The organism is Streptomyces sp. NPDC045998 (genome assembly GCF_056430285.1).
Window position 1 is genome coordinate 403,106 of record NZ_JBWKLJ010000006.1, and the last position, 19,389, is coordinate 422,494.

Here is a 19,389-nt window from a genome sequence, read left to right on the forward strand (position 1 = left end):
GCACCTCACCCGAACCGCCTCCGCCCACGCGCCCTGTGCGCCCCATCGTTCCCCTCGCATGCCCGCTGAGCCACCCTCGTCATGGGTGGCCCCTCAACCTACTAAAGGCCCGGCTCCGGGCTCTGCCGCAGTGCGTCCCGCAGCTCATCGAGGCTCGGAGGCCGGGGCTCGGGTATGGGCTGTCCGATGTCGGACGGCCAACCGGGGCGGAAGCGGGCGACGAACTCCGCGAAGTCCCGTCGCAGGTACCGGGGATCGGACGGCTTCAGCCGGACCTGCCGACGGTCGTCGGCCCACCAGATCTGGAACGTGGTGACGGTCCCCTCCGCCGGCCAGTGCTCACTCTCCTCCAGCAGCAACACGACGTCGACGAAGCCCCCGACGCCCAGGCCGATGTCCACGAAGATCCCGATCGCGCCGGGCCGGGGCACCCTCACCACCGTGCCCTCGAAGACCTGACCGAAGCGCAGGCCCCTCCGTATCTCCGCCCACTCCTCGTCCGTCACCACCGCCGCATCATCGCACCCTCGTCCGGATCACTGAGAGGATCGCGTACCGGGTGGGTTCAGTGGGGCAGGTCGCTCAGTACCAGCCCCAGCGCGGCTGCCAGTTCGATCGTCCGGCCCGGTGTCGGGCACTGCCTGGCCAGACTGGTCTGGTCGAGACGGCCGCTACGGGCTTGGAAGAGAACCTTCGCCGCAGGATGCCGGCGCATCGCGTCCGGGGCGAGCCCGTCGGCGGCTCGATGCGCTGCGGCGACCAGGGTGGGGAACGTCGCCTGCAGACCCGCGGCCCACTCTTGGAGTGCCTCCAGCCACCGGTGTACCGCTGGGTCGGATGTGGAGGAGAACCGCTCTGCCGCGTCAGCCAGCTCCCGCCAGGTGGCGTCGTGCCAGGGCCTGGTCTTCAGGACGGGCAACTGCCACTGGCGCTTGACCGCCGACCAGTGGTCCGCGCGCGCCCGCACCGAGTGGATTGTGAAGCCCGGGAGACACAGGGCGGTCAGGTTCCAGCCGTGGCAGGCACCGGTGTCGAGACCGAAGATCCTGCCGTCGCGGATCAGCGGTTCCCGGCCGGTGACGTGATGGCCGAACACCACCGGCTTGGCATCGGTGTAGTGCTCGTGCCACGAGCCGTCCGGGAACAGCGCCGTGAGCTCGCGTTCACCCCTCGTCGAGCCACAGAGGATCTCCTCCCGCTGGTCGGCCAGAGGAATGCCGGACAGCATCGCGGCGTGGACGACACGGACGTGCTCGTTCTCGAAGTAGTACGGCAGAGTCCGCATCCAGTCGACCGTTTCGGCGTACTGGTCGCCCAGTTGCAAGCGCGTGATCTCCTGCGCGTAGGAGAGGACGCCGCGTACGTGCTTGCGCTCGTGGTTGCCCATGACCACGACCGAGTTCGGGCGCTCACGGAAGAGCCCGACCACCGCACCGGGCGCCGGACCGCGGTCGACCAGATCACCGACGCTGACCAGCAGGTCGTCCGGCTGGATGTCGACCTCGTCGAGCAGTTCGAGCAACTCGTCGAAGCAGCCGTGGATGTCGCCGATGATGATCGTACGCCGCATGCGGACGATGCTAGGGAGGCGGCGGTGCGGCGGACAAAGGGATTTGTACGTGGAGACGGCTCCCGTGGCGCGCTCATCGGCTAGCGGCGCCCGAGCGCCGGAGCACCGGCCCGCAGCGGAAGCGTCAGGTGCGACGGGGTCAGGGACATGCGGGCGCCCGGCGGGTTGTGCTGCCGGTAGAGGGGGTCCGTGGTGTCGACCACCAGACTGATCCGGTTGCCGGCGGGAACGTCGTACGCCGTCGCCCCCATCTCCAGCTCCACGGTGAACGGCACCCCGGGGACGCGGTCGCGGAAGGTGAACGGCACGTGGCCGATCAGCCGCCCGACACCGAGGGGTTCCACCTCGTAGAGGTAGGCGAACAGCGTTCCCCGCGCAGCGCTGGGCGTGACCGACAGGGTCAGCGAGGGTGTCCCGCGTACCGCCAGGGGCGTGGGCCGGCCGGGGAGCAGGTCCCAGACGGCCGCCCCCGCGCCCGGCAGGAGCGGCATGACGACCGGCTGCGGCAGGCCGTGCTTGTCCAGGGTGGGGGACAGGCCCGGCAGGCCCGCCTCCGCACCGGTGAGCACGCCCGTGCGGACGGTGGCGGTACGCGGCACCAGCGGCCGCAGCGCCGGCCGCCGACCGGTCATGGCCTGCCAGCCGGTGTAGCCCTCGTCGCCGTGCCCGAGGCGGGGCCGTACGAGCAGCGGGCGGGGCTCGCGAGCGGTGGCCCTCTGGTCCCGGACGTAGGTGTCGAGCCATTGCTGCGCGCGTCGGCACGGGGCGATCCGCAGGTTCAGGCCGCAGTACACCAGCGGTTCGACATGGTCACCCGGCCGCAACTCCAGGTGCTTGGCGCCTTGCAGGGCAGTGAAGAAGCGGACCATCTGGGCGGGAGGGGCGACGAACATGTCCCCCCAGTTGTGCACCAGGAAGACCGCGGGGCGGTGCGCGTTGAGCGCCTCCAGGTGGTGTCGCGGTGACCGCGCCTGCGCCCACGTCCGCATGCCCGCGGTGACGGACCCGGTGAGCGCCTCCCGTGCGTACGCCGTCAGCTCGGGCGACGGACGCCCCAGCAGGCGGGCGGAGGCCGCGAGGACGGCGATCTTGGCCCGCTCCTCCGTCGTTCGCCCGAGCAGAGCCTCCTCCAGGTCCGCCCACCCGCCGATCGCGGCCACCGCGTCGATCCGCGGATCGGCGGCGGCACCCAGGAGGCCGATCCCCGCTCCGTAGGAGTAGCCGAGGACGCCGATGCGCTCGGGGTCGACCGCCTGACCGCGTACGGCCCAGTCGATGACGGCGGACAGGTCACGGACATCGCGGGGCCCCGCCGTGTCGATGGTGCCGGTGGACGAGCCCCACCCCCGTGGGGAGTACGCCACCACGAGATAGCCGGCGTCGGCGTAGTGGCGGGCCTCGAGGAGGTAGGGGAGCCTGCCGGCGATCCACGTCCCGGGCATCACCAACAGCGGCGGGCGCGCCCCCCGGGCCCGTACGGTGGGGGCCGGGGCGTACACCATGGCGTCGAGGGTCACCCCGGGCTCGGTCGCGATGCGTTGCACGGGCGGCAGCGGAACGACCGCCTGTGCGGTGGCCCGGGGCGCCGCGGACGGCGTCGCGGACCAGGCCAGCCCGAGGGCGACGGCCACGGCCACGGCCACCACGCCACGGCGGCGGCGTCGTCGGTGAGACGGGGAGCCTGCGGGCGGTGCCTGCGGGGACAGGGGCATGGGCAGGGGCATGGGGCGGCATCCGTCATCAATGCGTACGCGCGTGCACGCGTGTCCGGTCGGTGTGGGGGCTGCGCGCTGGTGAACGACCGCACACGCCGATGGTCACCGCGCCGTCCCGAGGCCTCCGGACTCCGGCTCGTGGAACGCGAGCGCCCTCGCGGGGCAGAGACCGGCGGCCATCCGTGCCGCCGCGCGGTGGGCGGGGGGCGGCTCGGCGTCCAGCAGGAGGACGAGGCCGTCGTTGGGATCCTGGTCGAAGACCTCGGGAGCGGTCAGCACGCACATCCCCGCGCCGATGCAGCGCTCACGGTCGACGCGCACGCGCGCCGCCGGCCTCACCGCGACCCCTCCTCGTCCCAGGTGACCGGAAGGCTCTTCACCCCGGCGATGTCCGCCGTCTCCGGGCGCAGGACCACCTCGTCGGCCGGTACGGCCAGGCGCAGCGTCGGGAAGCGGTCGACCAGCGCGCGGAACGCGACCCGCATCTCGACGCGGGCCAACTGCTGCCCGAGACACTGGTGGATGCCGTGACTGAAGGCCACATGCCCGCCGTACGGCCTGTGGAGGTCGAGCACATGCGGATCGGTGAAGCGCTGCGGGTCGCGGTTGGCGGCGTGCAACGACAGGACCACCGTCGTGCCGGCCTCAATGGTGTGGCCGCCCAGCTCGACGTCCTCCAGCGCCGTCCTCATGAACGTCTTGGCGACGCTCAGGTACCGCAGCAGCTCCTCCACGGCCCCGTCGGTGAGCGCGGGATCGTCGCGCAGCGCGGCCAGTTGCTCCGGGTTCTGCAGCAACGCGAACGTGCCGAGCGCCAGCATGTTCGCGGTGGTGTCGAACCCGGCCGCCAGCAGGATCAGACTGATTCCCTTCAGCTCCTCGTCGGTCAGGTCGGTCTCGGTGAGTTCGCTGAGCACGTCGTCGGTGGGGTGCACCCGCTTGGCGGCCACCAGCTCCGCCAGGTACTCCTGCGTCGCGGTGTAGGCCGCTATCAGCTCCTCGTCGCTCGCCTCCCCGCCCATGAAGGTGTCGATCTGCTCCTGGAACGAGCCCCGGTCCTCGTACGGGACCCCCAGGAGATCGCAGATCACCATGGTGGGGATGGGCTTGGCGAACGCGGTCACGAGGTCCGTCGGCGGCCCGGCCGCGGCCATGGCGTCCAGGCGTTCGGCGGTGATCTGCTCGATGCGCTCGGTGAGCAGGCGCATCCGCCGTACGGTGAACTTGCCCACCAGCGGCTTCCGGTAGCGCCCGTGCCGAGGCTCGTCCATGAGGAGGAACTCGCCCGGCGGCGCCGGAGGAAGCTCGAAGTCGACGACGTTCATGAGCTCCTTGCGGGAGCTGAACCGCGAGTCGGCCAGGACCTGCCTGACCAGGTCGTAGCCGGTGATCACCCAGCCGGGTTTCGCGGCGGGGCCGGGGTGGGTGTAGCGGCTGATGGAGCCGTGCCGGTGCGCCTCGGTCAGCTCCGCGGGCGGGTCGAAGGGGCAGCCGGGGGGACGCGCCGTCGGCAGGGTCGTGACGGTGTGGAGGGACTTATCCATAGCCATTCCTCAAGTCGCGATATGACGTGTTCGGTGTTGCCTGAAAGCTATGGCGCCTTCGTGCGGCCGTCAATCGGCAAGGGAGAATAACTGCAGGTCAGCACAGGCAAATTGATGCAAGGCGCTGGCGTCGAATGCAACGACACGTTGCAATGGACGCCCGGCGAAGGCGATACTCGCGACATGCCAGGAGGACGACTGACCCAGCAGGACCGCCAGCGCATCGCGGCCGGGCTCGCCGACGGACTCTCGTACGCCGAGATCGCCAGGCGGCTCGACCGCTCCGCCTCGACGATCAGCCGGGAGATCGGACGCAACGGCGGCCCCGGCGACTACCGGCCCCAGCACGCCCAGCGGGCCACGGCCCGGCGAGCGCGGCGCGGCAGGCCGGGACCCGCGCGGGCGGGCCGCCCGCCGGGCGGCGGTCCCGTGGAAGAGGAGATCATCCAACTGGCGGTCAGGTCGGGCATGTCGAGGATGACGGCGCGCGTGCACGTCGACCTGCTCCTGTCGGAGGACGGCAGACGCACCGCGGCCGAACTGACCCGCAGACTGGGCGTCAGCCCGGCCTCCGTCTCCGTGGCCGTGAACTTCCTGGTCCAGCACGGCTTCGTCCGGCGCGAGCGCGATCCGCGACGGCGGCGCGACGTCTACGTGGTCGACGACGAGGCCTGGTACCACTCCATCGAGGTCAGCGCGCGCCAGACGCTCCAGGTGGCCCAGGCCGCGATGGCGGCGGCGGAGACGCTCGGCCCCGACGAGCCCGCGGGACGGCGGCTGTCCAAGGGAGGGAGATTCCTGGAGCGGGTGGTCCTCGACATGCAGGACTCGGCGGACCGGTGGCGGGCCCTTTTGGGGTGAAGGCTCGGTACCCGAGGCCATGGTGTGCCCCGCGCGCCGTCGGAGGCGAGGAAGTCTCCGTAACGGTACGGGGAACCATGACGGCTGAACTCCTGCTCCGGGCGGACACGCTGCTCGCCGCGTTCGCCGGCGGTTGAGGCGCCGGCAGCCGGTGCCGGTACGCGGTGGCGTGCCGCCCCGAGCGTCAAGCGCGGCGGCGTTCGCCCGTACCGCACGCGCCTTGCCCTCACGCGAGCCCGGCGGGGATCATGCGGCATGCGCCCGGATCGCTGGCACCTCACCGAAGACGTCGACGCATTCCTCGCCCACGCCGGGGCGTTCCTGCGTTCGCGCCCCGTCCCGCACATCATGCCGCTGACCGTGATCGCGAGGCTGCGCGCCCGCGGCGCGGACGCCTCCGGCGCGCAAGCCACCCTCTTCGGCCACCTCGAGCGGACGGGCGAGGTCCTCGCGACCCTGCACCGCCTTCCCTCCCGCGGCCTGGGCCTCACCCCCCTCACCCCCGAGCAGGCCGACGGCCTCGCCGCCCACCTGGCCGCCCTCGGGCACTCCCTGCCCTACGTCAGCGCGGACGACGGCACCGCCACGGCCTTCGCAAAGGCCTGGCGGCGGCACACAGGAGCGGAGCCGGTTCCGCGCGTCCGGCTGTGCCTGTACCGGCTCGGCACGCTCACCCCGCCCACGCCGTTTCCGGCGGGCCGGGGCCGGCTCGTGGGGGAGCGGGACCATGACCGGCTCATGCGCTGGTGCGCCGAGTTCGCCGCGGACGTCGGAGAGGACGTCTCGATCGACGCCGCCTCCTGGGCCGGCACACGCTTCGCCGACAAGCGCTACACGTTCTGGGAGACCCCGGACGGCACGCCCGTCTCCATGGCGGGCGCCAACCCGATGGTCGCCGGCATGGTCCAGGTCGACCCCGTCCACACCCCGGCCCACCTGCGCGGCCGCGGCTACGCGGGCGCCGTGACGGTCGAGGTGAGCCGGGCCGCGCTGGCCGCGGGCGCCGAGGAGGTCGTGCTGTTCACGAACGCGGCCAACCCCACCAGCAACGCCCTCTACCAGCGCCTCGGTTACGTCCCGGTCACCGACTGGACCGTTTACGACTTCACATGAGCCGGCCGATTGCCGGCCGAAAGCCGATCGAACCGGCCGGTCGGGCTCAGAACGACTGGAACGCCCGGGTGAGTTCGGCGACGGCCGCCGCCAGGGGAGCCGCGGGCTGGGCGAAGAGCGCGAGCCGCTCCAGGGCCCGCCGTACCACCCCGGGCTCGGGAGCGTCCTCATCGAGCTCCTCGCGCAGTCTGCGCAGCTCGGCCCGGGGCGACTCCTGGTCCGGCAGGGCGGCCCTGTGCTCGTCCAGCAGGCGCTCGACGAGCAGCAGCAGGGCGTCCACCTGGGCGCGCTGGTCCGTTCCGGGCGGCTGGATGGAGACGTGCCCGGCGACGGCCCGCGCGTGCGGGCCCACCGCCTGGTTGGCGACCTGGCTCTGACCGCCGTACTGCTGCACACCGAAGTTGAGCACGCGGGACGGCTCGTCGGGGGAGGGGGACTGGGGAGCTTGACCGGACACGTGCCTCTCCTATCGCTGGGCGGGGCCACCGGACCGCGCCGGGTTCCCGGCCGCGGGTGCGGCGGTGGCCGTGGCCGACTCCGCGGTCGCCTGGGCGCCTTGGCCCACAGCCTGGTTCCCCACCACGCTGACGCCGCCCGTCTGCAGGACACCGTGGTTGAGGATCGTCTGCGTCTGGCTACGGAAGTCGGCCGTGTCCACGCCGTGTTCGTCCAGGAAGTCCCGGACGGCCGCGAGGGCGTGCCGGTCCAGGGCGTTCAGCACGCGCTGCGCGTCGCCGAACTGGAAGTGGTGGAAGTACTCCGGGCCCTGGACCTCCTCGCGGACGCTCACGCGGGCGCCCCGGTCGTAAGCGGGGTCGTCGTCCGCCGCCATCTGCTCGTGGAGCAGTCGGCGGGCCCGGCGGCGCTCCGCGAGGACGTCCGCCAGCCAGGACCGGGGCGCGCCCCACAGCGCCGGGCCGGTACGCCCCAGCGCCTTGACCGTCAGCGCCAGACGCGCGTCGTCGGGGCTGCGCAGAAGCACGTCGACCGCGTGCAGATCGCGCCGTACGGGCCCGAGGACGAAGCGCTCGCAGCGCAGGTGGAGCGTCCTGCCCACCACCGCCACGTGCAGGAAGTGGCTGGGCACGACCTCGCCGCCCCACAGGGGGAGGTGAGCCGCCAGGCAGTGGCGGGCCACCCCGTCGGGGTGCGTGGCGATGCGCTCCAGCTCCTCGGCGGGAAGCCGGGTGACGGGCGCGCGCAGCGGGTCGGGCAGGAAGGGCCCGTCCTCGGTGAGTTCCCGCCCACTGACGAACACCCGGTCCTCCACGGCGAGCCCCACGAGCCGCGCATCCCGAGCCCCGGCGCCCGGCGCCCCGTCGTCATGCCGCCGGCCGGGGCCGGGGCCGGGGCCGGGGACGACCGGCAGGCCGCCCGCCGCCGCGCGCAGCCGGTGACGCAACCGCTCCACCACGTCCCAGGCGGTGAAGTCGGCGACGCCCGCCGGCGGTTCGTGCCGTCCCGCTCCGGGCGCGGGCTCGGCCGGCAGCAGCGGCAACGACAGCGTCCACTGGGACTCCTGCCTTCCGTACCCGATGAACGGCGAGAAGCCGCTGTAGCACGTGACGTTGCCGCGCTGGGCCTCCGCCACCGCCGCGATCCGCTCCGCCGCCCACGGCTCCACCGCGCCCGGCCGTGGCAGGGCCTCCGGGTCGAAGGCGTCACGCCGCAGCGCGCCGCGCAGCCGCGCGTCGACGTCCGCCTCCTCGGCGGTGACGGTACGCAGCGCGAGTACGCCGCCCACGATGACGGCGACGAGCGACGAGATGCCCCACGAGTAGCCGCCGACGAGCCACTTCACCAGGCCGGGGAGCGGCAGGGACGACAACCACGTACCCACCAGCACGCCCACCAGGAGGAGGGCGACCGCCGTGCCGGCGAGCCGCCACACGGCCCCGGACGCGTACGGCAGTTCCCGTCCGCGTACCGCATGCTGCCGTGCCCGCGGCCGGGCGGCCGACCCCAGGGCCCCGAAGGCCACCCGGGCGAAGACCAGCCACAGAGGACCGAACAGCGCGATGACGCCGAAGGCCACGGTCAGCTCGCGGTCCCGCTGCCGGCGCAGCCGCCGGGCGGTGAGGCTGTGCCGGGCGACCGGCACCAGATCGACCCCGGGCGACACGGCGATCGCACCGAGCCCGTCCCCCAGCACGTCCTCCACCACACGGCGGGCGAAGGCCGGGTCCGTGTACGCGGCGGCACACAGGTAGCGGGTGGCGTCCCTCGGCCCGGCGCCGGTCGCGACGGCATCGGGGACGTCCGGGGATACGTGCGTCATGGCGGTGCTCCGTTCACGGAGTGCGCGCGGTGCGCGGATACGTGAGGCCGTCCGGCCCCGGGCCTGCGCGGCCGTGTACGTACCCGCGTACAGGAACGCGATCAGGAGGCCCAGCAGTACGCCGAAGACCAGACCGTCGACGAGGAAGGTGACGAGGATGCCGTCGGCGTCCCGGCCGTAGGCGAGGAACACGCCGGGCCCGGCGTTCGCGACCACGGTCCAGGACACCACCATGCTCAGGACCGAGACGAACACCCCCGCCCCCAGCGCGGCGGCCCACCGTACGCCTGTCGCGGGACCGCGGGCGACCAGCCGGGGAACGACGAGGACGACCCCGGCCAGCAGCGCCACGGTCCCCAGGTTGGCCGGCCAGCCCACCTCGCGGGCCACGGGGTCGGTTTCCGGCGACAGGTCCCACTGAGGCACGAACAGCGCCTGGTGGACCAGCGAGAGCACGTGGTTCTCCGGCCACGACGCGATGAGCGCCTCACGCGTCCACGGGCCGCCCAGCACGATCAGAAACACGCAGAGGAAGACGATCCTCCCTCTGTCACCCGCACGTCCCACGGCACCCACCCCCGCCAGATCCGAGACTCCGTACTCTAGGAAGCGGGCGGCCGGGTGTCAGCCGAATGCGCGACAACTCCCTTGACGAGTACGGCACGTCGCGCGGGGCAGGCACAGACGTACGATCGGGGTGTGACGATCACGTACGAGTGGCGGGGCGACGTCGACAACACCGCCCTCAACGCGCTGCACGCCGACGGCTTCGGCCACCCCGTCGCACGGACCGACTGGCGGGACCGCCTCCAGCGCCACAGCCTCGGCTGGGTCTGCGCACGGGAAGACGGCGCTCTGATCGGCTTCGTCAACGTCGCCTGGGACGGCGGGGCCCACGCCTTCCTCCTGGACACGGTCGTCGCCCGGCGGTTCCGGTCGAGAGGGGTCGGAGCCGCGCTCGTCGCGGCCGCGGCCGAAGGAGCCCGTGCCGCCAAGTGCGCGTGGCTGCACGTCGACTTCGAGGAGCACCTGCGTCCGTTCTACTTCGACGCCTGCGGCTTCACGGAGACGCGAGCGGGACTGATCGCCCTGTGAGCGCGGCGGGCCCCGGCCCTCCGGTTGCCGTCCCTCCACGCGGAGCCGATACGGTGCTGACGTGGTGATCAATGGGCACGATGGGGCAGGGACGGCGCTCGTCCTCGCGGCCTCACCCGTCGGCAAGGGACGTCTCATCGACGCGGTGAGCGTCCTGCCGGCGCTCGCGGCGGTACCTCCGGCGGCACTGACGGGAACGGCCGCGGCGACGCTCGTCGAACTCGCCGACCCACTCGAACCGCAGGCGGTGCTGACCCGTCTGCGCGCCGCCGTGGCCTCACCCGGGCCGCTGGCGCTCTACATCACCGGCCAGCTCCACCTGGACCACAAGCAGCGTCTGCCGCACTTCGCGCTCGCCCGTACGACACCCTCCACCCTGCGCTACACCGCACTGCCCTGGCACTGGATCACCGGCGAACTCAAGCTCCGCCGCCCCGGCACGACCGTGGTGGTCGTGGACCTGGTCGCCGACGCGGCGGTGTGGGAGCGGCTGGCGACGCGGCCGTCCGAGCTGGCGCTCGGCTACGGGATACGGGTCTACGGGCGCGTCGCGCCACCTCCGGACCGTCGTACGCTCGCGACACCCGACTACCTGAGAGCCTGTACGTCGATCTGGCGCAGCGGAGCGCGCCCGTCCCTCGCCGACCTGCACGCCCAGGCCGCGGTGCAGGCCGGTGCCGAGGGCAGCCTGCTGTTCGCCGCCGAGCCCCCGTCGGGCGCCGGGACGGCGCAGGGGCCCGCTGTGCCCCCGCAAGCGGCGGTCCCGGCGGCCCCGGTAGCGCACGTGACACCCGTACCGCCCGTACCGCCCGTACCCGGCGGTACGCCGGACCCGCTGCCCGCGATCCTCGGCGCCGCGAAGGCCGGACGCCACGGAGAGGCCCAGGCCGCCGCTCAGGCGTGCGAGCAGGAGGCCCTGCAGGCGTACGGGCCCGGCTCGCCGCAGGTCATCCACTGGCTGGAGGTCCGCGCCGACCTCGCCCGCCTCGCCCACGACGCGGCGCGGAGCTGCGAGCTGTGGATCGCCGCCGCCGAGGCCCGCCTCCAGCGCCAACAGGCCCCGGACCACCCGGACGTGGAAGGCGCCGTCGACCGCGCCCACCACCAGTGGGAACAGCTCCGCGACGCCCAGGCCGCCCGCGCGCTGGCCCCCGCCCTCGTCAGACTGCGCGGCCGGGTCCCGGGGCGGCAGCGCGGCGCCCTGCAGCTGCTGCGGCGCAGGGTCGAGGCCTTGCACACCCCGGCGCCCCCACCGCGGTAGCGGGCTCGCCCGCCGACACCCCTAGGCGGCGCTGCGGGACTGGCGGCGGTAGCCGCCCGGCGCCAGCCCGTACTCGCGCTTGAAGGCCTTGGCGAAGGCGTACTCGGAGCTGTATCCGGTGCGGGCGGCCACGGTCGTCAGAGGCACCTCCGACTCGCGCAGGAGCGTGGCGGCCGTGGTCATCCGCCAGCGCGTGAGGTACGCCATGGGCGGCTCGCCCACGAGCGCGGTGAAGCGGCGGGCGAAGGCGGCCCGGGACAGGCCCGCGGACCGGGCGAGGGACTCGACGGTCCACTGGGCGTCGGGCTTCTCGTGGAGGGACGCGAGCGCCGGGGCGACGGCCGGGTCGGTGAGCGCCGCCGCCCAGCCCGTGGCCGTGGCCGCGGGCTGGGACTCGAACCAGGCGCGCAGGATGTAGAGCAGCAGCGATTCGATCAGCGCGGGCACGATGCCGGCGGAGCCGATGCGCGGGTTCTCCAACTCGGCGGCGAGGAGGCCGACGGCCGCGCTGAGTTCGGGGTGGTGGCCGAGCCCGGTGGAGAGGTGCACGACCTCGGGGAGCTGGCGGACCAGCGGATGGGGACGGGCCTGGTCGAGGTGGTAGTTCCCGCACAGCAGGGTCGTACGGGGGCCGTCGCCGCCGACGGTGACGGTGCCGATGGGCCCGTCGGGGTGGAACTGGTCGGGGCGTTCCTCATGGGCGGGGGTGGAGGGGTGGTCGGCCAGCGCGTGCCCGGGGCCGTTGCGCAGGAACACCACGTCGCCGGGGTTCAGGACGAACGGCTCCAGGCGCACCGTGTCGTCCATGGGGACCAGCCAGCACGTCCCGCGCAGGACCACGTGGAATCCCGCGCCCGCCGCCGGGGGCAGGCGCAGGCCCCACGGCGCCCGGCCCTCGGTCCGTACGGAGGTGGGCACCTGGGTCTTCATCGAGTTCAGGGCCTCTGTCAGCACGTCCATCGCACCACACCTCCGCGTCTCTCTTCCCTGCCGGGCTCAGGCTATGGTCAGGACGACCTTGCCCTGCACGCGCCCCGAGCCGACCAGTTCATGGGCCTTGGCCGCCTCTTCGAGCGGGAAGGTCTCGGCGATGTGGGGGCGAAGGAGCCCGGAGTCGACGAGCGCGGCCATGGCCTCCAGGGAGGCGTAGTCGGGTTCGACGGAGACACCGGCGAAGCGACGCCCGGCCGCCTCGATCCGCGCGGCGAGATCCCGGTTCCAGTGCTCCATGATGCTGACGAGGGTGCCCCCGGGGCGCAGGACTTCGAGGGAACGGGTGCCCTCGGAGCTGGAGTCGAAGACGACGTCGACGTCCCGGACGGCCACGGCGTAGTCGGTGGTGCGGTAGTCGATCACCTCGTCGGCGCCGAGGGAGCGTACGAACGCGTGCTTCGGCTCGCTCGCCAGGGCGATCACGTGCGCGCCCCGGGCCTTGGCGATCTGGACGGCCAGGTGCCCCACGCCGCCCGGTGGATCAGCACCCGCTGGCCCGCCTCCAACCGCGCGGCGTCGACCAGGCCCTGCCAGGCGGTCAGTCCCGCCAGGGGAAGGGCGGCGGCCTGCACATGGTCGAGACCGGCCGGCTTGCGCGCCACCTGGCGGGAGGGGACGGCGACGTACTCGGCGTACCCGGTGGCGGCCCGGGGGAAGAACGGCATGCCGAACACCTCGTCACCGGGCTTGAACCGTGCCCCCGGCCCTACTTCCTCGACGACACCGGAGACGTCCCACCCGACCCCGAACGGCGGCTCGCCGAGCAGCGGCAGGGCGCCGGAGCGCACGGCCGCGTCCACCGGGTTGACGCCGCCGGCGTGCACGCGGATCAGCACCTCGGCGCCGAGGGGAGCGGGGCGTTCGGTCTCGACGACCTCCAGTACCTCGGGTCCGCCGAAAGTCTTCTGGACGACAGCGCGCATGGCGGGTGCTCCTTCAAGTCGACTGCTGGAGCGGCAGGTTGTCCGGCCGCTTCTCGATGCCTCGACTCTAGGAAGATCCAATGAGCGGGTGAATGTTCCGCTGTCTCCCTTAGATGTCCCAGCGTCTCGCCGAGCGGGTGTCCTGGCCATCCGATGCGGGCTCAGCCCGGGCCCACCGGCCCGCGGCCGCGTGGAAGGATGGGCCCATGTGGTCGCGACGGGCACCGGCGTGGGGGGACGGGTTACGGGCCGAGCTGGGATCATCCCGCTACTGGCGCAGACTGGGCAGCAGCCCGCGCTCGCGCGTGTGGCGCGTCCAACTGCCGGAGACAGTGGCGGTGGTGAAGCAGATCGTCGACGGCCCCGATGCCGACGAGCGTTACGCCCGCGAGGTCGCCGCCCTGCGCCTCGCCGCCCGTGCCGAAACGCCCGTGGTGCCCGCGCTGCTGGCCACCGACCCCGGCGAGCGGGTGCTGGAGCATCTGGAGCATCTGGAGCATCTGGAGCATCTGGAGCACCGGCGCCCGTCCAGCGACTGGATCGTCGACTACGCGGCCGCGCTGGCCCGCCTGCACGCCACCGCCGGCCCGCGGGACACGGGGGTGCTGCCCCGATGGCAGGGCCCGAACGAGGCCGACGTCGCTTCCTTCCTCAGGCTGGCCGCGGCCCTCGAGACGCCTGTCCCGCCCGGTGTTCCCGAGGAACTCCACGCCCTCGTGAGCCGGCTCGCACACGCCCCCGGGCACGCGCTGCTCCACGGCGATCCTTGTCCGGGGAATGACCTCCACACCGCGACGGGCGTCCGATTCGTCGACTTCGAGCAGGCCTCACTGGGCAGCGGCCTGATGGAGCTGGCCTATCTGCGCATCGGCTTTCCGACCTGCTGGTGTGTCACTTCGGCGGCCCAACCCCTGCTGGAACGGGCGGAGTACGCCTACCGCGAGGCGTGGCGCACCGTGACCGGCTCCGAGGTCCACGACGGCCGCGAGGCCCACGACGGCTCCGAGGTCCACGACGGCCGCGAGGCCCACGACGGCCTCGCCGACGCGTGCGTCGGCTGGTTGCTCCGCGGTGACGCGCTCGTCGAGCGGGCACGCCGCGGGAGCGAGGACCACCTGGCGCGGATTCCGAGCGGGGACTGGAAGTGGGGCACGGTGACGGCCCGGCAACGGGTCGTCCACCGGCTCGGTGTCGTCAGCGGGATGACCGCCGGCCACCCCTCTCTCAGCGGCGTCGGCAGCCTCACCGCCGGCATGCGCCGCACCATGCTCACGCGCTGGCCCGGGCTCCGGCCGGTCCCCGCGAAGCGGCCGTAGAAGTCGGACTGGCAGTATTCCCCGGCAGGCACGGTGCACGGTGCACGTGGCGGGAGGCGGAGACGATGGGCGACTTCTTCGAGCGGATCGTCGACGTCGAGGTGACCGGCGAGGAGGCCGGGCCGCTCGCGGAGCGGATGGTCGCCTGGATGGTCGGCGAGGGACTCATCACGCAGGAACTGACCAGCACCGGGGTGTACAGCACGACCGTGGACCAGGGCTACGTGCCGGGCCCCGCCTGGGCGCGGGCCGTCGCGGACCCATCGGACCCGTCCTGGCTGCCGGGCCCGGTCGCCGTCATCGTCGGGCGCGACTACCACGTCGGTGGCCAGGGAGCGGACGAGGCCGAGTACGCCGTCTGCCCGCGGTGTGGCGGCAGGACCGTGTTCATCGACTACCCGGAGGAGTTCGCGGCGGACGAGAAGGTGTGGCAGCCGTTCAAGGCCGCCATCGCCACCTGGAAGGAAACGGGGGAGGGGAGCGCCCCCTGTCCTGCCTGCGGTGCCTCGGTGCCGGTCACCGAGTGGCAGTGGGAATCCGGTTTCGCGGTGGGCGCCCTTGCCTTCGACTTCTGGGGCTGGCCGCCGTTGTCCACCGACTTCTACGCGACGTTCAGGCGGCGCCTGGGGCACCGCACGGTGGAGCACATGGGCAAGATCTGACAGCGCCTCGCCGCGGCCTGTTCGGGCTGCTCCACCGTGAAGGTGACCGCTTGCCCCGCGGCCGGCGCGGCTCGGGCACACCCCCCGGTTCCAGTGAGCGTCGACCCGGCAGGCGGCACGCAACCGGTGATCGTCCGGTACCGGCGCCGCCTCCCCCTCCGGGTGGAGGGGGAGGACGGCCCGCCGGACGTCCGTCACAGGTCGCGGATCTCGAACTCCGACCGCGCCTTGCCCAGGAGCTCGTCGGCCTTCTTCTCCGCTTCCTTCCCGGCGGGCAGGGAGACCGTGAGGGTGAGCCGCTCCTGACGGGAGGTGACCACGACGAGGGTCTTGTTCAGACGGCGGGGTGTGCCCTCGGCCTCCACGCTGTGGGTGGTGGTGAACAGCGCGGCGTCCCGGCCCTGGTGATTGTCCGGCTTCACTGCCGCCACCGCCGGCTGACCGCCCTGCGGCGGAGTGGCCTCGGTGTACTCGCGCTTCCAACGCTCCGCGGTCGCCAGCGGGGTCTCGGTGACGTTCTTCAACTCGTCCACCAGGATCGACGTGTCACCGGAGGGCGAGGTGTAGCGGGTCGCGGTGTAGGGGCCCGCCTGGTTGTCCAGTGCGTCCTCGGTGGTGATCTTCCAGTCCGCGGGCGCCGCGACGGAGAGCTGCATCCGGTACTCGTCGTACCGCTTCCACCCCTCCGGCAGCTCCTCCCCGGTGAACTGGAACACCAGCGTCGTGACCAGCGCGAGCACCGCCGCGGCGGCGGCGGCCACCAGCGCGTAACACTTCCTGCGCGCCGAGCCGTCGCCGGCCGCGAGGGGCCCGCCGGAGCCGGGGGGTGCCGTGGCGGAGCGGGCGGTGTCCTGGACCGGCCGGGTCGCGCGGGGCGCCGCGGCGGCACGCAGCATCGCCAGCGCCTCCGTGGCGGACAGCCGGGCCTCCGGTTCCTTTCGCAGCAGTCCGCGGATCACGTCCCCCAGGTCCCCGGCGTGCTGGGTGGGCGGCAGCTCGGCCAGCAGGATCGCCTGGAGGGTGGACGGGGTGGTCTGGCGCCGGAACGGCGAAACGCCCTCGACGGCCTGGTAGAGCATCACGCCCAGGGACCACAGGTCCGACTCGGGCCCCGGCCTGCGCCCCAGTACGCGCTCGGGGGCGACGTACTCGGGGGAGCCGACGAAGCCACCGGTCTCGGTGAGCTTCTGCTCGCCCTCGACCTGGGCGATGCCGAAGTCCGTGAGGACGACCCTGTCGTGGCGGCCGACCATGACGTTGCCGGGCTTCACGTCCCGGTGCAGCACTCCGGCCTCGTGGGCGGCGGAGAGCGCGCCGAGCACCGCGACACCGATCCGCGCGGCCTCCGGCGAGGGGAGCGTGCCCTCGTCGAGCAGGTCGGCGAGGGACCGGCCGCGTACCAGCTCCATCACGATCCAGGGGCTGTCGTCCTCGGTGACGACGTCGTGGATGGTGACGACCGCGGGATGGTCGATACGGGCCGCCGCGCGGGCCTCCCGCTCCATGCGCTGGTGCGCGTTGTGGCGCTCGCCGGCGGTCAGCGTGTCCGGCAGGCGGGGCTCCTTGACGGCCACGTCGCGGTCCACCACCTCGTCGCGCGCCCGCCAGACGGTCCCCATGCCTCCGGCACCGAGCCGCTCCAGCAGCCGGTACCGGCCGCCCACCAGCCGCCCCGCCCCGGCCTCCGGCCCGGGCAGGCCCGTCTCGCCGGCCCTGCCCGGCACCTCCGTCTGCACCTCCGTCTGCACATGCGGCGCCAGCTGCGGCGGTCCCGGTGGAGGCAACGGCGGCTGCGCCGGCGAAACCGCCGGTCCCGGCGGCTGGAGCTCGTAACTGGTCGGGTCCTGCTGTCCCCCGTGAATCGTCATGGCCTCATCATGCCAACGAACGCACCTCCTTGCGGCATTCGACCGCGGCCGCGGTCGAGGGCGCGACCGCGACCGCGGACCCGGGCGAGGGTGAGGGCCTCAACTCCGGTGCCGCGGTGTGGGACTGGTACACGGCGGGCGGTCGGTCGAGTGGCAGTCGGTTGAGGCGGCGCGTCCAAGGGCCGGAAACGCCAGGTTCCGATGGTCTCCTCCTGCTGCCGCGGAGCGCCCGCCCGGCGGGCCGGTCAGCGGTCCTGCGACAGCTCCAGAAGCTCGGCGAAGGTTCCGCCGGCGTGGACGAGGTCGTCGTAGCGGCCCTGTTCGGTGATCCGCCCGTGTTCCATCACGACGATGTGGTCCGCGATCTTCGTGTTCTCCAGTCGGTGGGTGACCACGATGGTGATGCGCTCGGCGGCGATGGCCTTGATCCGCTCGAAGATCTGGTGCTCACCGCGCGGGTCCATCTGCGAGGTCGGCTCGTCGAGGATCAGCAGGCCCGGACGGCGGTACAGGGCCCTCGAACAGGCGATGCGCTGCCACTGGCCGCCGGAGAGCTCCGATCCGCCGAACACGTCGCGGGCGAGGAGGGTGTCCAGCCCGGCGGGCAGGTCCTCGACGGCTTCACGCAGCCCGACGGCGTCGACGGCGTCCCACACGGGTCCGTCGCCGTGGGTGCGCGGCTGGCCGAGTGTGACGTTCTCCCGGACGCGCAGCGGCCACTGGGCGAAGATCTGCGGTACGAGACCGGTGTGCGCCCATACGGTGGCGGGATCGACGTCGGCGAGGTCCGTGCCGTTCCAGGTGACCTTGCCCTTGTCGGGCAGGTAGATCCCGGTCAGCAGCCGGGTCAGGGTGGACTTGCCCGAGCCGTTGGCCCCCACAATGGCCAGGATCTCGCCGCGCCGCAGCGTGAGGGACACGCCGTCGACGGCGGGCTTGTCCTTGCCCGGGTACTGGTAGACGGCTTCGTCGACCGTGATCTCCTCGACCGGGGCGGTCACGGTACGGGGGCCGCGCCTCGGCGCGCGGCGCGCCGCGTCGTCGAGGAAGGACTGCATGTCGCCGAGGTACAGGCTGGTGTGGAAGACCGCGGCTCCGTTGAGGACGACCTGCGACAGGGCGGCGAGCGTCGTCTGCACGGCGACGACGGCGGTGGCGGCGACGGCGAGTTCGATCCGGCCGGTCACGGCGAGCCAGGCCAGCGCTCCCCAGGTGACGACGAGGAAGAAGCCGCCGGCCAGCGACGAGAGCAGGGAGATCCGCAGGGTACGCGGCGTGGCGGCGAGAGTACGGCGATCGCATCGGTCCGACAGGGCGCGGTACCAGAAGACCAGGTAGTCGGTCATCGAGTTGGCGCGGACCTCGTCGGCGTACTTCGCGGTCGTGGACCACCACCGCATCATGCCGCGCACATTGCGGTCGGCCACGTTGGCGTAGTGGGTCTCGTAGTCCACCCGGGCGGTCAGGACGGCGCCGATGCCGGCCGGGAGGACGGCGAGCAACAGCAGCGGCAGCATCAGCACGTTCAGCACCGACAGGACGCCGCCCGCGGTGGCCATGCGGATCAGGGCGGATACGAACCGCTGGGCGTCGCCGACCATCACGTGCGTACGGATCACGCCCATCTCGGCGGCCTCCTGCCGGTCCGAGAACCCGTCCTCCGCGTAGGCGGATGCCTCGACCCGGCACACCGCTTCGACCAGGGCGGTGTCCATCTCCGTGGTCAGCCGCGGCGTGATCCGCCGCTCGGCGTAGGTGGCCGCGGATCCCGCTCCGCGACCGAGAGCGGCGGCGAGGGCCACCACCACGAGTGCGGGCAGGGCGCTGCGCAGCCGGTCGGCGACGGCGTCGTCCGAGAGGATCGGTTCCATGGCCTCGGCGGTCGCGGTCAGCAGGACGGCGGCCGAAACACCGGTGAGCGCCTGGCACAGCACCAGGAGCCGCACCGCGCGCCGGTCGACCCTCCACGACAGCCGGGCGATCCCGCGCAGCACGTTCGGGATCTGCGCGCACATGCGCCGGAAGGAGACCTCGGCGAGCGGGTTGACGGAGTACTGCCCGCTGTAGGTGATCTCCGCCGGAGGAGGAAAGGGCGGCGAGGTGTCCTGCTTCTCGTGGGTTGCGGCCGAGGTCACGTGGCCTCCCTGGTCGGTCGCGGCTGGGTCGTGAGGATCAACGACGCCACCGCAA

The 19,389-nt window shown here is 73.0% G+C and carries 16 protein-coding genes and 1 pseudogene; 6 read left to right on the plus strand and 11 right to left on the minus strand.

Going from position 1 to position 19,389, the window contains the following annotated elements; genetic code table 11:
• Nucleotides 1–101: 101 nt before the first annotated feature.
• From AC07FJ_RS20510 to AC07FJ_RS20530, 5 genes are all read right to left on the minus strand, one after another.
• Nucleotides 102–509 (minus strand): S1 domain-containing protein, encoded by a 408-nt coding sequence (locus AC07FJ_RS20510; RefSeq protein WP_479050773.1) that lies wholly within the window; start codon nucleotides 507–509, stop codon nucleotides 102–104.
• A gap of 56 nt (nucleotides 510–565) precedes the next feature.
• Nucleotides 566–1,570, minus strand: coding sequence for a metallophosphoesterase family protein (locus tag AC07FJ_RS20515; protein ID WP_479050774.1), 1,005 nt, complete (start codon nucleotides 1,568–1,570; stop codon nucleotides 566–568).
• 80 nt (nucleotides 1,571–1,650) lie between these two features.
• On the minus strand, nucleotides 1,651–3,207 hold the full coding sequence (locus tag AC07FJ_RS20520; RefSeq protein ID WP_479050775.1) for an alpha/beta fold hydrolase: 1,557 nt from the start codon (nucleotides 3,205–3,207) through the stop codon (nucleotides 1,651–1,653).
• Nucleotides 3,208–3,387: 180 nt separating this feature from the next.
• The gene (locus AC07FJ_RS20525) at nucleotides 3,388–3,624 is read right to left on the minus strand and encodes a ferredoxin (protein WP_479050776.1); all 237 of its coding nucleotides are present in this window, start codon (nucleotides 3,622–3,624) and stop codon (nucleotides 3,388–3,390) included.
• Nucleotides 3,621–4,829, minus strand: a complete 1,209-nt coding sequence (locus AC07FJ_RS20530; RefSeq protein WP_479050777.1) for a cytochrome P450 — start codon at nucleotides 4,827–4,829, stop codon at nucleotides 3,621–3,623. Before AC07FJ_RS20530 ends, AC07FJ_RS20525 begins: the two co-directional genes overlap by 4 nt.
• Nucleotides 4,830–5,012: 183 nt before the next feature.
• On the opposite strand from AC07FJ_RS20530, the gene AC07FJ_RS20535 reads away from it, so the two are divergent.
• Together AC07FJ_RS20535 and AC07FJ_RS20540 are read left to right on the plus strand one after the other, a co-directional pair.
• Nucleotides 5,013–5,690, plus strand: a complete 678-nt coding sequence (locus AC07FJ_RS20535; protein ID WP_479050778.1) for a GbsR/MarR family transcriptional regulator — start codon at nucleotides 5,013–5,015, stop codon at nucleotides 5,688–5,690.
• 255 nt (nucleotides 5,691–5,945) lie between these two features.
• A complete protein-coding gene (locus AC07FJ_RS20540) occupies nucleotides 5,946–6,803 on the plus strand; it encodes a GNAT family N-acetyltransferase (protein ID WP_479050779.1) in 858 nt (285 codons plus the stop codon).
• A 46-nt stretch (nucleotides 6,804–6,849) separates the two neighbouring features.
• Here AC07FJ_RS20540 and AC07FJ_RS20545 read toward each other — a convergent pair whose 3' ends face one another.
• Both AC07FJ_RS20545 and AC07FJ_RS20550 read right to left on the minus strand, forming a co-directional pair.
• Entirely contained in the window at nucleotides 6,850–7,260 is a 411-nt protein-coding gene (locus AC07FJ_RS20545) for a hypothetical protein (RefSeq protein WP_479050780.1), read from the minus strand.
• A gap of 9 nt (nucleotides 7,261–7,269) precedes the next feature.
• The gene (locus AC07FJ_RS20550; RefSeq protein ID WP_479050781.1) at nucleotides 7,270–9,606 is read right to left on the minus strand and encodes a hypothetical protein; all 2,337 of its coding nucleotides are present in this window, start codon (nucleotides 9,604–9,606) and stop codon (nucleotides 7,270–7,272) included.
• A gap of 174 nt (nucleotides 9,607–9,780) precedes the next feature.
• Between AC07FJ_RS20550 and AC07FJ_RS20555 the strand changes: the two genes are divergently transcribed.
• Nucleotides 9,781–10,176 (plus strand): GNAT family N-acetyltransferase, encoded by a 396-nt coding sequence (locus AC07FJ_RS20555; protein WP_479050782.1) that lies wholly within the window; start codon nucleotides 9,781–9,783, stop codon nucleotides 10,174–10,176.
• A 61-nt stretch (nucleotides 10,177–10,237) separates the two neighbouring features.
• Nucleotides 10,238–11,437, plus strand: a complete 1,200-nt coding sequence (locus AC07FJ_RS20560; RefSeq protein ID WP_479050783.1) for a hypothetical protein — start codon at nucleotides 10,238–10,240, stop codon at nucleotides 11,435–11,437.
• Nucleotides 11,438–11,458: 21 nt separating this feature from the next.
• Here AC07FJ_RS20560 and AC07FJ_RS20565 read toward each other — a convergent pair whose 3' ends face one another.
• A complete protein-coding gene (locus AC07FJ_RS20565) occupies nucleotides 11,459–12,397 on the minus strand; it encodes an AraC family transcriptional regulator (protein WP_361424905.1) in 939 nt (312 codons plus the stop codon).
• Nucleotides 12,398–12,433: 36 nt separating this feature from the next.
• A pseudogene (locus AC07FJ_RS20570) lies at nucleotides 12,434–13,353 on the minus strand (NADP-dependent oxidoreductase).
• A gap of 206 nt (nucleotides 13,354–13,559) precedes the next feature.
• On the opposite strand from AC07FJ_RS20570, the gene AC07FJ_RS20575 reads away from it, so the two are divergent.
• Together AC07FJ_RS20575 and AC07FJ_RS20580 are read left to right on the plus strand one after the other, a co-directional pair.
• The gene (locus tag AC07FJ_RS20575; RefSeq protein WP_479050784.1) at nucleotides 13,560–14,669 is read left to right on the plus strand and encodes a phosphotransferase; all 1,110 of its coding nucleotides are present in this window, start codon (nucleotides 13,560–13,562) and stop codon (nucleotides 14,667–14,669) included.
• A 65-nt stretch (nucleotides 14,670–14,734) separates the two neighbouring features.
• Nucleotides 14,735–15,331 (plus strand): hypothetical protein, encoded by a 597-nt coding sequence (locus AC07FJ_RS20580; RefSeq protein ID WP_479050785.1) that lies wholly within the window; start codon nucleotides 14,735–14,737, stop codon nucleotides 15,329–15,331.
• A gap of 194 nt (nucleotides 15,332–15,525) precedes the next feature.
• On the opposite strand, the gene AC07FJ_RS20585 is transcribed toward AC07FJ_RS20580, so the two are convergent.
• Nucleotides 15,526–17,199 carry a serine/threonine-protein kinase gene (locus tag AC07FJ_RS20585; protein WP_479050786.1) on the minus strand — a complete coding sequence of 558 codons (1,674 nt, stop codon included), beginning with the start codon at nucleotides 17,197–17,199 and terminating at the stop codon, nucleotides 15,526–15,528.
• 245 nt (nucleotides 17,200–17,444) lie between these two features.
• Nucleotides 17,445–19,334 (minus strand): ATP-binding cassette domain-containing protein, encoded by a 1,890-nt coding sequence (locus tag AC07FJ_RS20590; RefSeq protein ID WP_479050787.1) that lies wholly within the window; start codon nucleotides 19,332–19,334, stop codon nucleotides 17,445–17,447.
• Nucleotides 19,335–19,389: the final 55 nt, after the last annotated feature.